This is a genomic window from Acinetobacter sp. 789_lipA (genome assembly GCF_058242845.1).
In genome coordinates this window covers 1,672,507-1,686,339 of sequence record NZ_JBZAYS010000001.1, presented here as the reverse complement: position 1 = coordinate 1,686,339, position 13,833 = coordinate 1,672,507, and the positions used below count along the sequence as shown (strand labels likewise).

General features: G+C 40.3%; 14 protein-coding genes, 2 pseudogenes and 1 riboswitch. Of the genes and pseudogenes, 9 read left to right on the top strand and 7 right to left on the bottom strand.

The window, feature by feature from the left end:
* Positions 1 to 61: 61 nt before the first annotated feature.
* Together AC4CUZ_RS08095 and AC4CUZ_RS08090 are read right to left on the bottom strand one after the other, a co-directional pair.
* Positions 62 to 655, bottom strand: coding sequence for a GDYXXLXY domain-containing protein (locus tag AC4CUZ_RS08095; protein WP_490747474.1), 594 nt, complete (start codon positions 653 to 655; stop codon positions 62 to 64).
* Complete coding sequence (locus AC4CUZ_RS08090) at positions 652 to 2,436, bottom strand: DUF2157 domain-containing protein (protein WP_490747473.1); 1,785 nt, start codon at positions 2,434 to 2,436, stop codon at positions 652 to 654. The genes AC4CUZ_RS08095 and AC4CUZ_RS08090 overlap by 4 nt, the downstream gene beginning before the upstream one ends.
* 264 nt (positions 2,437 to 2,700) lie before the next feature.
* Positions 2,701 to 2,863: riboswitch (FMN riboswitch) on the top strand.
* A gap of 105 nt (positions 2,864 to 2,968) precedes the next feature.
* Here AC4CUZ_RS08090 and ribB point away from each other — a divergent pair.
* Positions 2,969 to 3,628, top strand: a complete 660-nt coding sequence (ribB, locus tag AC4CUZ_RS08085; protein ID WP_234963552.1) for a 3,4-dihydroxy-2-butanone-4-phosphate synthase — start codon at positions 2,969 to 2,971, stop codon at positions 3,626 to 3,628.
* A gap of 63 nt (positions 3,629 to 3,691) precedes the next feature.
* On the opposite strand, the gene AC4CUZ_RS08080 is transcribed toward ribB, so the two are convergent.
* Both AC4CUZ_RS08080 and AC4CUZ_RS08075 read right to left on the bottom strand, forming a co-directional pair.
* Positions 3,692 to 4,306: a LysE family translocator gene (locus AC4CUZ_RS08080; protein ID WP_490747472.1), complete on the bottom strand. Its 615-nt coding sequence runs from the start codon at positions 4,304 to 4,306 to the stop codon at positions 3,692 to 3,694.
* 80 nt (positions 4,307 to 4,386) lie between these two features.
* Positions 4,387 to 4,872: a DUF1289 domain-containing protein gene (locus AC4CUZ_RS08075; RefSeq protein ID WP_078389134.1), complete on the bottom strand. Its 486-nt coding sequence runs from the start codon at positions 4,870 to 4,872 to the stop codon at positions 4,387 to 4,389.
* A 180-nt stretch (positions 4,873 to 5,052) separates the two neighbouring features.
* Between AC4CUZ_RS08075 and trhO the strand changes: the two genes are divergently transcribed.
* From trhO to AC4CUZ_RS08055, 4 genes are all read left to right on the top strand, one after another.
* Positions 5,053 to 5,985 carry an oxygen-dependent tRNA uridine(34) hydroxylase TrhO gene (trhO, locus tag AC4CUZ_RS08070; RefSeq protein WP_490747471.1) on the top strand — a complete coding sequence of 311 codons (933 nt, stop codon included), beginning with the start codon at positions 5,053 to 5,055 and terminating at the stop codon, positions 5,983 to 5,985.
* A 214-nt stretch (positions 5,986 to 6,199) separates the two neighbouring features.
* Positions 6,200 to 6,499, top strand: coding sequence for a hypothetical protein (locus AC4CUZ_RS08065; protein WP_087012710.1), 300 nt, complete (start codon positions 6,200 to 6,202; stop codon positions 6,497 to 6,499).
* Between the two features lie 77 nt (positions 6,500 to 6,576).
* Positions 6,577 to 7,191 (top strand): DedA family protein, encoded by a 615-nt coding sequence (locus AC4CUZ_RS08060; protein WP_201953694.1) that lies wholly within the window; start codon positions 6,577 to 6,579, stop codon positions 7,189 to 7,191.
* A 22-nt stretch (positions 7,192 to 7,213) separates the two neighbouring features.
* Positions 7,214 to 7,627, top strand: coding sequence for an ABZJ_00895 family protein (locus tag AC4CUZ_RS08055; protein ID WP_490747470.1), 414 nt, complete (start codon positions 7,214 to 7,216; stop codon positions 7,625 to 7,627).
* Between the two features lie 63 nt (positions 7,628 to 7,690).
* Here the strand turns inward: AC4CUZ_RS08055 and AC4CUZ_RS08050 are convergent.
* A pseudogene (locus AC4CUZ_RS08050) lies at positions 7,691 to 8,583 on the bottom strand (LysR family transcriptional regulator).
* 104 nt (positions 8,584 to 8,687) lie between these two features.
* On the opposite strand from AC4CUZ_RS08050, the pseudogene AC4CUZ_RS08045 reads away from it, so the two are divergent.
* A pseudogene (locus AC4CUZ_RS08045) lies at positions 8,688 to 9,291 on the top strand (LysE family translocator).
* Positions 9,292 to 9,408: 117 nt separating this feature from the next.
* On the opposite strand, the gene AC4CUZ_RS08040 reads toward AC4CUZ_RS08045, so the two are convergent.
* Both AC4CUZ_RS08040 and AC4CUZ_RS08035 read right to left on the bottom strand, forming a co-directional pair.
* Positions 9,409 to 9,933: a YecA/YgfB family protein gene (locus AC4CUZ_RS08040; protein WP_490747469.1), complete on the bottom strand. Its 525-nt coding sequence runs from the start codon at positions 9,931 to 9,933 to the stop codon at positions 9,409 to 9,411.
* Positions 9,934 to 10,003: 70 nt separating this feature from the next.
* A complete protein-coding gene (locus AC4CUZ_RS08035) occupies positions 10,004 to 10,213 on the bottom strand; it encodes a PA3496 family putative envelope integrity protein (protein WP_004982817.1) in 210 nt (69 codons plus the stop codon).
* A gap of 433 nt (positions 10,214 to 10,646) precedes the next feature.
* Between AC4CUZ_RS08035 and rpoD the strand changes: the two genes are divergently transcribed.
* The 3 genes from rpoD (at position 10,647) to lipB (ending at position 13,764) form a co-directional block, all read left to right on the top strand.
* The gene (gene rpoD / locus AC4CUZ_RS08030) at positions 10,647 to 12,533 is read left to right on the top strand and encodes an RNA polymerase sigma factor RpoD (protein ID WP_201952170.1); all 1,887 of its coding nucleotides are present in this window, start codon (positions 10,647 to 10,649) and stop codon (positions 12,531 to 12,533) included.
* A gap of 122 nt (positions 12,534 to 12,655) precedes the next feature.
* Complete coding sequence (locus AC4CUZ_RS08025; protein WP_039890011.1) at positions 12,656 to 12,943, top strand: YbeD family protein; 288 nt, start codon at positions 12,656 to 12,658, stop codon at positions 12,941 to 12,943.
* Between the two features lie 161 nt (positions 12,944 to 13,104).
* Positions 13,105 to 13,764 carry a lipoyl(octanoyl) transferase LipB gene (gene lipB / locus AC4CUZ_RS08020; protein WP_010327322.1) on the top strand — a complete coding sequence of 220 codons (660 nt, stop codon included), beginning with the start codon at positions 13,105 to 13,107 and terminating at the stop codon, positions 13,762 to 13,764.
* Positions 13,765 to 13,833: the final 69 nt, after the last annotated feature.

Genomic DNA, 13,833 nt, shown 5'->3' with positions numbered 1-13,833 from the left:
CAATAGATTAAAAAAATCCGCTGCGTGCGGATTTTTTTATGAGCAGAATAATGCAATTGTATCAATTCTGAGCACCGCGAAACCAATCTCGTTTGCTCTCACAGCCTAATTCTTGTAGCTGATCACCTTTCAATGCCGTGAGTATCGCATTGCCCTGCTCATCGACTTTAAACTCAGCATATTCTGCCTGCTGATAACAATCCGCTAAACCTTCTGCAAATAAAAAACTTCTCGACGCAGGATAAAGTCCGTTATACCGATTATTCGGGTTTTGTAAAATCAGTCGAGCTGTACGAACATTTTTCGGCAACTCAAAGTAGCTATGGATCACGCGCCTCTGTGAATCGAGTTCAACATAAGTGAGCACCGAAGACTTGTTCTTAATCACTTCATCAAAATAATGACCTGAAAAAATCCGATCTTCTTGATTGCTGTTGGCTTGGCTAGTACTTTCTGGACTCAAATGCTGAGGCGCAAAATAAAGTTGATAATTCAGCGCCATATAATCCCCCTGGATAATCGAACGCGGGTCTACAGGTTGCAAGCGCACATACATGGTTTGACTATTGTTTAAGTGCCATTCATTTTTAAAAATTAAGCCTAAACATACCGCGATACTGAGTAGTGCCAAAGTAAGAGGAATCATTTTCTTCATATGCCGAACTCCTCTTTTTGCTTAAATAGCATCAAGCTCAATGTCAGCAAGAGCAACATCAGACCTGACAAGAACATGCTTAAACTTTTAATTAGAAAGGTCACGTCAAGGGAATAATATAAAAACCCTAAAATTAAAGCGAAAGTTGCCAGCGCAAATCCATAGATCACTTTATCTTGTGTTTTTAATGCCCATGAAATGATGGCCAAACAAATAAAAATATCGAAATAACCATAAAAAAGCAGCCCTACTGCAAAAGCAGTCAAAATAAAATGCGCAAATAAATGAAACTGCTTTTGAATATGTAAAAAGACAAAAAGTACAAACCATAAAATCGGTAAGCCAAAAGCCAATATCGGAATGTGCTCAATTTTCGCTAATTCGTATTTCCCAAATAAAGTATAAAAACCCATGGAGAATAAAATAATTCCAAGTGCCGAAAGCAATAAACTGCGTTGATATTCAGTTGGCTGTATGAATTTTATAGCCAAAATTCCCAGATAAAAAACATAGTTCCAAAGTGCTAAATAAACAAAATTTTCAACAATATTGCGCCAACTAAGATGTGCATTAATATCCCAAATACACGCTACACCTGCTGCATATAAACCCAAAATTTGAACAAAAACAAAGAACCAATGTGTTCGCATGAAATAAGCGAGTGCTAGCATCGCCAATTGTAAAAATAGAATAGGAATAATTTGATTTATTAAATCTACGGTGTGAAAGATCACCGCAATTTGTCCTGCAACCCAGAGACAATAAGCAAATTGTCTTAAAAACAAACTTTGTTTGGCTTTCAACAGATAAGCCGCCAAAGCCACAAAGACAACTCCCATAAGCAAAGAGAAATTCCCCCAAAAGGTCAACATCAACGTAGCAAAGACGCTGCCTGCAATCCAAGCTCCCACAGCAAGTGGAATAGCATTGAACCGACTATGTGGAATAAATTTAATCAACATGTAAGTGATGAAAGCAAACCACGCAAAAATAATCAGTGCGATAAAAAATAATTCAAAAATTTCATTCTGACCAAACCACTCCGTCACCGCCTTCACAATAATCAAGGTAAAGCTAATGCCCAAGCCAACGGCTGAAAGTGCGCTACATAGCTGATCTTTATTTTGATAATAGTAAGCCAGTGAAATGCCCAACAAGAGAAAAGACACTGTGAAATAAAGAATGCTTTTATCCGCATAGAGGTACATCGCCATATGCCAAACCGAGAGAATGGCAAACCACAGCAAGAATAAATAACGGAGTTTCGAATAATATTTATTGCAGAGATAGAATTGAATCAGTGCCAATACATGAATACTGATTAAGAAGAGCTCTGGATATTGATCTCCCCAAAAGGTTTGGATAAAAAATAGAAACAGTGCCAACTGGCTGGTAATACATAAAAGGAAAAATACACCGATATTCGGACGATATAACCACGGTAAAAGCAGCACAGACCAAAGTAGAAATAATAAATAGCTATCAGCACCCGTTTGATAAATTTGACCAATCACAGCCAGACTTAAACCAATCATCAAACCACAGATACTATGTAAACATTGCACTAGAAAATCATGTTTTGTCAGCCACAAGCTGCAAACCGCACTGAGGAATAATAACAACTGAGGAATAGCCAGCTGAATAGCCTGTGGCAACATAAACCAATTGGCGGCAACCAAATACAACATACTGAGCGCGATGAGTGTAAAACCAAAAACTTGCAGATGCTTTATGAAGGATTCAGCACTCCAAGGGTAATCATATTGTTGAGTTTTGATCAATTCTAACTCCTCACTCTTACTTTTATCTTGATCATTTCAAACCATTCAAACTATAGAAAAACTTCTTATTCATGTTTATGGTTTTTCTCAGATATTCATTCTTGGACATTAAACTCATACTAAGTGAAATCATACACAGAGAGTGTTGGTCTTTAGCAAACAAATAACATAAACAACGCTATAGCAAAATTTGTTCTATGTATAAAACTGATCATTCTAAAACTCCCCCTGTTTTTCTAAATATTTAGCACTATAATGGATTTACATCGCTTCAGGGCGGGGTGTAATTCCCCACCGGTGGTAAGTTCAGTTGAATGACTCAGACTGAATCAGCCCACGAGCCAGCCAAGCAGAAATCATCTGTTTGGCTCGCAGATTTGGTTCAATTCCAAAGCCGACGGTATAGTCCGGATGAAAGAAGACGACGTGACCAATAGAATCTCAGGTGCAAACCTGTGAGGATTTATTGCTACGCCAATTTTTCAAAGTCCTGAAATGTTCAACCGTACTTCAATTTTACGCGAGCGTTTCAATGTCTAGTTTGATTCAACCCGAAATTTTCTTTTCAGCCCTTTCTCCAGCTGAACAACGTATCCAACAAGCTTTAGAAGATATCCGCCAAGGCAAACCTGTTTTGGTGATGGATGACTTTGACCGGGAAAACGAAGCCGACCTCATTGTGGCTGCTGAAACCCTCACCGTCGAAACAATGGCACGTATGATTCGTGATGGTTCTGGCATTGTCTGTTTATGTCTGACCGATGAATTGGCCGATCACTTAGACCTTATGCCTATGGTGTCAGATAACTCAAGTCAGTTTAAAACTGCATTCACGGTGACCATTGAAGCTGCAACTGGCGTGACCACAGGTGTGTCTGCACAAGATCGTACCACCACAGTCAAAGCAGCAATTAAAGATGGGGCTGTTGCCAGCGACTTAAACCGCCCTGGTCATGTATTCCCGCTTCGTGCACGCCAAGGCGGTGTGCTCACCCGTCGCGGTCATACCGAAGGGACGATTGATTTAGCTCGTTTAGCAGGCTTGAAGCCAGCAGGCGTCTTGTGTGAACTGACCAATGCCGATGGAACTATGGCCTCTGGCATTCAAGTGTTGGCATATGCGCAAACGCATCAGTTGACTGTGATCACCATTGAAGAATTGGTGCAATATCGCATTAAACACGGAGTCTAATTTTTACGCTCCCCCATCAAAAAGCCTCCATATTGGAGGCTTTTTGATGCAGCACCATCAGCATCAAACAAACACAGTATAAATACCATAGAGCGCAATACTGACCAATATCGCACCACAAACGCCTAACAACTTATTGTACAAAGCGGACTGCGATAGTTTATTAAAACCCAAATAAACCAAAGACAACGTGCTGAAGTCTAGAATAATCCAGAGAATGGTCAACAGTACAAGGCTGACATCAAGATCACTGGTTACCCCAATGAACTGTGGGAAAAATGAAGCAAAGAAAATAATATCCTTCGGATTCGAAATACCCACCAAAAAACCTTGCTTAAAGCCACCCTGTACCGCCTTTAATTGCACTGGCGATGTTTCTGTTTCTTGGGCAATTGCTTCTTTTAAAATTTGAAAGCCAAGATAGGCAATATATACGCAGCCTAAAATCTTAATCGCATTTAACCAATGCTCTGCAATGTTTAAAAAGCCTTTTAAGATGAGTACAGACAGTACAATAAGAACCAAAGAGGCTAAATTCGTCCCAAAAATGGTTTTTAAGGCCTGTTTATATCCGCCTTTTAGGCCTGCACTAACCACCAACAACATCACTGGGCCAGGTGTTGCAATCATGACCACCACAGCAGTACAGTACAACACCAGCTCAAATACATTCACCATCGAAAAAACCCTTTCCCCCAGTCACTCTCGCAAATAGCTTAGGTATGCGGAGTAATCTTTTCTTTTCAAACCAAGAGGACTTATTCGTCCTCTTCCATATGGATGAGATGTTGTCGAATTGCGTCAGCACGCAAAAATGCCAAATCATAACTGGCTGTAGCAAGTGCAAGAACACGACGTTCAAACTCTTGCCAAATCGGTTTCACTTGCTGCGCTTGAATGCCTAAACCACTTTCTTCGGTAAAGTTCTTATTTTTTTCACATACTTTTAACGCATGATAAAGCTTCCGCCCTTTTGATGCATCGGGACGTAAACGAACGCGTTTAGATAAAACAAAAGCTTCGACCTGCTGCACATCAGCAAAAGGCAACATTGGCACTAAAATTTGATCTAGTTGCGCATCTAAGCGTTGCCAAACTGAACGATGCTGCTCCGAAGTGTAGGTGTTCCACTGAATCACTTCATGATTAAAACGACGACAACCACGACACACAGAATCACCAAATACCGTTGAACAACGCCCTGCACATGGGGTCAAAGAGGCAATTCGACGATCTGTACTCAAAACATACTCCTGTTAATAAACGCACCAAAACAAAACGGATTCTGTCTTTGGCAACTGAATATACACGCTCCCCTACCACTTGAGAAGCCATTTAAAATGTTTACTTATCTCGCATCTTGATTCAATTCCATGTAAAATGTGCACCTTAAAATTATCTATCAAAATACATTGGAGTACTCCATGAACGCTACTGTAGAACAGCTTGCACCTGTAGAACAGCAAGCGACGACTGGTTGGGTTGTTGCCGCACTTTATCAATTCAAAGAAGTTCAAGATCCTGCTGATCTTCAACAACGTCTTTTAGACTTGGTAAAAACCATCAACCTATGTGGTACTCTGATTGTAGCGGGCGAAGGCATTAATGGTACGGTTGCAGGCGACCGTGCCGCGATCGATATGATTCATCAATTCCTTCTGAATGAGGGTTTTAAAGAAATGGAATACAAAGAGTCTGACAGTGCAGACAAACCATTTCGTAAAATGAAGATTAAACTTAAAAAAGAGATCGTGACTTTAGGCGTTGAAGTAAAGCCACGTGATTTAGTCGGTCACTACCTTGACCCGAAAGAATGGAATGACCTGATTGCTCGTGATGACGTCATTTTGATCGATACTCGTAATGACTATGAATACAAAGCCGGAACATTTAAGGGTGCTATTGACCCGAAAACAGAAAGCTTCCGCGAATTTCCAGAATACGTTAAACAAAACCTTGAACAGCACAAAGATAAAAAAATTGCGATGTTCTGTACAGGTGGTATCCGCTGTGAAAAATCGACCTCTCTTCTTCTTCAAGAAGGTTTCAACGAGGTTTATCATCTGAAAGGTGGCATCTTAAAATACTTAGAAGAAACTCCTGCTGAACAAAGTATGTGGGAAGGTGAATGTTTCGTTTTTGATGGCCGTACTGCAGTCACTCATGATGTTGAAGAAGGCCTTAACATTAAGTGTCATGCTTGTGGTTGGCCACTTCTTCCTGCTGAAGCAGAAGAAGCTAGCTATGAACATGGTGTGTCATGCAAATACTGTATCGACAACACCACAGAAAAACAAAAAGAAGGCTTCCGTATGCGCCAATCACAGATTGCTGCGGCTAAACGTAAACGCCTTTAAAATCATTCAGATTATTTAAGCCAAGAATAAGCCCTCATTTGAGGGCTTATTCTTTTATGCAGTTCGCGTTTTTTAAAAATATTTAACAATTTTGTCACAACATTGAACTCAATCTGAGTCATACTGTATAAATAATAAGCTAAAGTGGTGTCCTGTAGGTCTCCACATAACAATAAAAATGACATGCCTAAACGACGAAAATAGGATGATTGCCATGCATAAAATAATCATGCCACGCCATCGCACACTGATTCGCAATGCCGCAGCAAGCCGTATCGAGCAATATCACAATACTAGCTTCAACCAAATCAAAGCCAAGCTTGAACAACGCACGCATTTATTTATCGTAGTTTTGGGCATGTTGATTGGTTCAAGTATCGCGCTAGGGATTGGTTACCATTTAAGCTCAAATCTTTTAAATTATACATTGCTCAGTTTAATCCCAGTTGCGCTGGCTTATAGCTTACGTAAAGTCTATATTCACACCCTGACCCATACCCGTTTCGATGAATAGAAAACAATACATTTCAATTCTTTACCCACATGCGATAAGTCCTTAAGATAACTTATCGCATTTATTTTATGGTTTATATGAACCTCACTGCATGGATCATCTCCGTCATGGAACAACTGGGTTATTGGGGAATAGCCTTACTGATGTTTCTTGATAATGTTTTTCCGCCCATTCCTTCTGAAATTATCATGCCTTCGGCAGGTTATGCCGCATCACAAGGTGAGTTGGTGTTAGTTGGGGTCATTATTGCAGGATGTATTGGTTCACTCTTTGCCGCAGCAGTGCTGTATTGGATTGGCTATCAATTTAAACAAGAGTACATTTTCAGATGGGTCGACCACTATGGTAAATATCTATTTATCAAATCCACCGATGTGAAAAAATCCTTAGATTGGTTTGAGCAGTATGGTCACCGTATTGTATTTTTTGGTCGCATGATTCCTGCGGTACGTTCACTGATTAGCATCCCTGCGGGAATGAGCCGTATGCCCTTTTGGAAGTTCATGTTCTATAGTGGGCTCGGTACGATTATCTGGACGACATTTTTAGCAACAGTCGGTTATTACTTTGGTGAAAACCAAGCACTGATGCATCAAATTTTTAGCAAAGTCGGTTATGTCATTATTGCCATTGTCGCTGTGATTATCCTTTGGTTTTTATATCGCAGGCATTTGCGTAAAACACGCAGCTAATTTATTTATTTTGGGGAAATACATGGAACACTATTTACTGCATTTTGCGGCGGTATATAGCATTGCTTTGGTGCTGTTAATCACTGTACTGGTCTTTGGTCTAAACCTTGGAGGTTTAACCTTAATTCCGACCTTAGTGGCTTGTGCACTGATTAGTGTCGGACACTTTGTGAAAAAAGAACACCGTGTTCCAAACAATCATGAAAAAATTCAACTGGTTTGGGGCTCCAGTGCTGTCGCAATTATCGTTGGTAGTTTCTTTGTACTTTTTTTAGTACTGATGAATCCCAATGCTGAAACCATTATGAAATCCGTCGATAATGCTGGCATTGGACTCACTGCTGTCATTATGCTGTGTATGGTCGCGATTCATGGCGCTATTTTTCATATTGCCTATGGTTGGTACGCAGACTATTGTTTTAAAAAGTTGCCATAAAAAAACACCTCGTTTGAGGTGTTTTTTTATGCTTAATAGATAACGATCAAATGCCGCACGTCATTAGTGTTTTTGAGCGGAAAGTGCCATTAACTTTGTTTGGCTAGTTCTCATTTCTTCAATCAACCAATCCTTAAAAATGACTTTATGCAGATCATCCTCAAAAGGAGATGCGGAAAGTAAATAATAAGCGGAGCCATCTTGCACAATCGGGGTAAGCATGTCTAACATTTGAAAATCGAGCTCTTTTTCAACCATATAGGCTGAAACCACTGTTGCACCTAAACCAGCTAAACATGCCTCTATACACAAATAGAAATGTTCCAACGCTACTTTTCAAAATGCTTAAACTGCGCTTTATATGTATCTTTAAATTGTGTCCAAAGTTTAGGTCTCGAACTGGAAATAAACAGCTGTGACATCGGGGCTAAATGCTTATGACGCGATACACCAACCATATGCTCATCAGCCATTTTTTCGCTATAAATGGCCTTGCCCCACTCAAAATCATTACGCCTTAAGGCCAAGTCGATGTTTTGCGCTTTAAAATCCGCTTCTCCACCCGCTGTTAACAAACTGATGTCAATCTCAGGATAACGTAGCTTAAATTGAACTAAACGCGGAATCAGCCATTTCATGGCGATGGTCGGCTCACAGGATAAGATTAAGCTCTTCTTCTCATTCTTCTTTTCTTTTGCCATCTGTACGAGACATTGGTCAATCTGAGGAAAGACCTGCTCACAACAATCAAACAGTGTTAGACCATCCCCCGTCAGCTGTAACTTTTTGCCGTCGCGAATAAATAAACGACGTCCCAGCGCCTCTTCCAAATTTTTTAACTGCTTACTGACCGCCCCTTGAGTGACAAAGAGTTTTTCAGCAGCGATGGTTACACTGTCATAGAGGGCAACATAATAAAAAAACTTAAGAGAATTCAGTGATAAGCGCTCAATCATTCCAAAAACTCATCGATAGGAAAGAATTAAAATCGATTTTCACTATAGCAAATATATGAAAAATATATAAATCCTTTTAATTCAACCTGAACAAGGATCAATGAGTGAATGAAATTATAGCGATTGCAATCATCACCCTACTTGCAGTCATCAGTCCTGGTGCTGACTTCGCTTTGGTCAGCCGAAATAGTTATCTATATGGGCGTAAACAAGGAATCTATACCGCATATGGCATTGCTTGTGCTGTATGGATACATATTAGCTATAGCGTACTGGGGCTGAGTTTCTTAAAGCACTACATTCCGAACCTATTGCATATCATTCAATATATTGGCGCGCTGTACCTGATGTATATCCGGGTACAAAACATTTACCCAACAGCAAATTAGTGACCATGCCACTCATACCTTGCTGCGCCCACGGCAAGCATTTATACAAGGTTTTCTTGGCAACAGTTTAAATCCCAAAACTACACTATTTGTGATGAGCATCTTTGCACAGTTGTTGCGAGGCAATAATGGTCTGATGCATTTAATCGGTTATGGCATTTTTATCTCGGCCAGTCATCTATTGTGGTTTTTGCTCATTTCACTATTCTGCTCTACCCCAGTGATCCGAAATAAAATTTTACGCAAACAAGTGAGCATTAACCGTGTCATCGGTACCGTACTCGCAACTTTAGGACTTTGCTTATTTCTCACAAACTAAGCATGAGTGATACCTGCGTTTAAACACTAAAATTTGGGCATAAAAAAACGTCCTCTAGGGACGTTTTTTTATTTGCTTGCTAATGCCTGCGTCGCTGATGTCACGACGCAAGAACAATTATGCTGGCGTATGATACATGAGATAAAGTTCGTTTAAGTTCTCTGGAATTTCTTCTGCAAGCTCATCCATTAACTGACCGTTACGACGGAAAGTTTCCATTTGCGGATCTTCTTCATCAATCCCACTAAATACCATAATTGGTAAAGTAAGATCGACCAATTGCTCTTCAAACTCAGGCGTGAACCATGCATCTTCATTGAGGAACATTGCATCGACAAAACCAACGCTCCAATCCCCTAGACTTGACTCAACATCGGCCTCTTCAATTTCAAAAGGAAATTCAATCCCTTCTTCATTGGCAAGGTTTTGACGAATAGACTCAAGCCAAGCTTTCACTTGTAAGATGATCTCGGCAGGCACTTTCTTTTGATTATTATCAAAAAGTTCATCCAACCATTTTACAAAAGTAGGACCAACTGCAATTGCACACAAGAAACCATGAGTCGCTGCAAAATCTAGACCATACTCATTTTGGTCACCATCTAGATATTCGCTCAATAAGTCTAAATCTAAAGCACTCATTTCAAATCCAAATTCAGAAACTGATTAGGGCATTAGCATAGCATTTTCAGACACGATGCTACATCTGATTTTAGTCTTCTTCGTCGTCAAAATCGTCGTCATCGTCGATGTCGTAATCAAAATCTTTAAGCTCACGTTCCAAACGGCGCTGTGCAAGAAGGTCATCAATCAGGCGACGTTTTTCTAATGATTCTTTCGCACTAATTTTACTTGATGACTCATCAAAATTAACATCATCATCAGCGTAGTTATCATCTAGTTCAAAATCTGTAGAAGACACTAAAACTACCTCATAGTGAAAAAATGTGAAGGGTCTTAGCCGCTATTTATATGGGTTACAGAACCTTGTCAAGTTTTATTTGCATTTAGAGCAATTAATTTGATTTTTAGTCTTTATTTCTAACCAATTTTTATGGCATGATATAATCCACCCTGCGTCTTTGTAGTTTACGACTTTAAATGGTCACATAAAATCCAAATTGTTCAGATTTCAAATTTGGGTTTTGAACTTGAGTACGCTCGGGATGAACTTGAAAACAACAAATTCACCCCCATCTAAATCACTGAATTTATATTTTTAATATTTTATCAGGCAGCTTTTGGCTGACTATCCCTGATGGAATACGCAGTTATTTACAAATAAGTTTATGAAGCGAATTGTGCCCAGATGCACAGTTTTCCACTGCCACAGATTCAACGAAGAGTAAGCAAAGATGAGCGATATGACTTCCCCTACTTCACAAGTAGCGGCTCTGATTAGCCGAGGCAAAGAGCAAGGTTACCTAACTTACGCTGAGGTTAACGATCATCTCCCAGACTCGATCACTGAAAGCGAACAGATTGAAGACATTATTCAAATGCTTCAAGACGTCGGTATTCCTGTGCACGAACGTGCACCTGAATCTGATGATGCAATGTTTGAAGGTGGTAATGAAGCTGCCGATGAAGTTGCTGAAGAAGAAGCCGCTGCTGTTCTTGCCTCTGTAGAAAATGAGCCTGGTCGTACCACTGACCCTGTCCGCATGTATATGCGTGAAATGGGTACTGTTGAACTGTTAACGCGCGAAGGCGAAATTAGTATTGCAAAACGTATTGAAGAAGGGATTCGTGACGTTCTTCACTCGATTGCTTACTGGCCAAATGCGGTTGAAGTGGTATTACAAGAATACAAAGATTATGAAGCGGGCGAACGTCGTCTTGCGGACATCCTTTCAGGTTATTTAGACCCTGAAACCGATGAAGCTATTCCAGAAGTCCTCGAAGAAGAGTCTGAAATTGATGAAGAAGAAGACTCTTCAACCAAATCAACCAAAGATGTAAAATTGGATGATGACGAGGAAGAAGAAGATTCTGAAAGTGATGATGATTCTGAAGGTGAATCTGGCCCAGATCCTGAAATTGCCAAAGCGCGTTTTGACGAACTGACTGCGGCTTGGAAAAACACCCGAACCATCATCGAAAAACATGGTCGTTCAAGCAAAGAAGCAGAAGATGCTTTAGAGTCACTTGCAACTGTGTTTATGATGTTCAAATTTACACCACGTTTATTTGACATCATTTCAGAAATGATTCGTGGTACACATGAACAAATCCGTACCTCTGAACGTGAAGTAATGCGCTATGCAGTACGTCGTGGTCGTATGGATCGTACTCAATTCCGTACCTCTTTCCCAGGTCAAGAGTCAAACTTTGCTTGGTTAGATGAACAAATTGCGAAAGCTTCGCCAGACCAAAAAGGCTATCTTGAAAAAGTACGCCCTGACGTTTTAGCGTTCCAACAAAAAATTGCAGACATTGAAAAAGATTTGGACCTTGATGTTAAAGGCATCAAAGAGATTTCAAAACGTATGGCTGTAGGCGAAGCGAAAGCACGCCGCGCGAAAAAAGAAATGGTTGAAGCGAACTTACGTTTGGTCATTTCGATTGCGAAAAAATATACCAACCGTGGCTTACAATTCTTGGACTTGATCCAAGAAGGTAACATTGGTTTGATGAAAGCGGTAGACAAGTTTGAATACCGTCGTGGTTATAAGTTCTCGACTTATGCAACGTGGTGGATTCGTCAGGCCATTACTCGTTCGATTGCCGACCAAGCGCGTACCATTCGTATTCCAGTACACATGATCGAAACCATTAACAAGATCAACCGTGTATCACGCCAACTTCTGCAAGAAATGGGCCGTGAACCAACACCTGAAGAACTCGGTGAACGTTTGGAAATGGATGAAGTTAAAGTGCGTAAAGTGCTGAAAATCGCCAAAGAACCAATTTCGATGGAAACACCGATTGGCGATGATGAAGATTCGCATTTGGGTGACTTCATTGAAGACAGCAACATCACTTCACCTGTCGATGCTGCAACGTCTGAAGGCTTAAAAGAAGCAACTCGTGAAGTGCTTGAAAACTTGACTGAACGTGAAGCGAAAGTCTTGAAAATGCGTTTTGGTATCGACATGCCAACGGACCATACTTTGGAAGAAGTAGGTAAACAGTTTGACGTGACGCGTGAACGTATTCGTCAGATTGAAGCGAAAGCACTGCGTAAATTACGTCACCCTTCTCGTTCTGAACATTTACGTTCATTTCTAGAAAACGACTAATTCATACCGATACATTGGAGACTTGAAATTTAATCTCGAGTCTCCATTAAGTATTTAAGAGCAACACCTAACGCCTGCAGTTTCGCAGGCGTTTGAAATAAGGGGGACTGACGCTCATGACTATGTTAGACCGTACACCATCACGTGAATTACAAGAACATCTTTGGGTATTCCCTATGGACTACCCGATCAAACTCATAGGCTTTGCCAGCACTGAGTTACATGTTGCAGTGGTTGAAATTTTAGTCAAACATTTCCCTGATTTTGATGGTGAATCGATCCAAGTCCAACCATCACGCACAGGTAAATACCATTCTTTAACTGCCCAATTGCGTTTTGAAGAATTAGAACAAGTTCATCAACTGTATGCAGACCTTGCAGCTTGTCCGTTAATTAAAACGGCGCTGTAATTCAAATGATGTATCAATGAAACACGCTTACGAGCGTGTTTTTTTTGCCTAAATTTTTGATCTATTAAATTCAGCTTATTCACAGAAGAAATCCTCCTACGCTCTAGATCTTTTCTTTATAATTTCAGACATACTTTTTGTTTTATAAGGACGCAAGTGCCGTGTCAGATGCCGTTCTCAAACCACAACTCATTATTCGCCAGTTTGATAATTTAACTTCATATGCTGACCGCTTTGTAGAAATGAAAGCACTGACTGAACAACGAGATGCAGACACACCAGATGAACTTTGGATTTTGCAACATCATGACGTGCTCACCCAAGGTCAAGCTGGAAAACCTGAACACATCCTCATGAGCAGCAACATTCCCGTGGTACAAACGGATCGCGGGGGGCAAGTCACTTGGCATGGTCCTGGTCAGTTGGTTGCCTATTTTATGTTTGACCTCAACCGACTTGGTTGGAACGTCCGCACCTTGGTGTCTTATGCTGAAAACCTAATGATTGAGTTACTCAAAAAATATGAGATTGAAGCCTATGCCAAACCTGATGCACCCGGCGTGTATGTCGATGGACGCAAGATTGGCTCATTGGGTTTTAAAATTCGTAAAGGCCGCAGTTATCACGGTTTGTCCTTAAATATTGATTGTGACTTATTTGGGTTTCACACCATTAATCCATGCGGCTATGCGGGCTTAGAAATGGTGCGTATCTCAGACCTCAAACCAGACTACCCGCACTTTGAAAACTTATGTGCCGACATTATTGAAACTTTACAGCACAGCGGTTACTTTAAAGAAGTTCAAGTACAGCATATATAAAGGCTTTGCTTTTCATGGAAAAATAAATTAGAGTATTTACTCTAAACTAATAATTATTTTTAGAAAGGA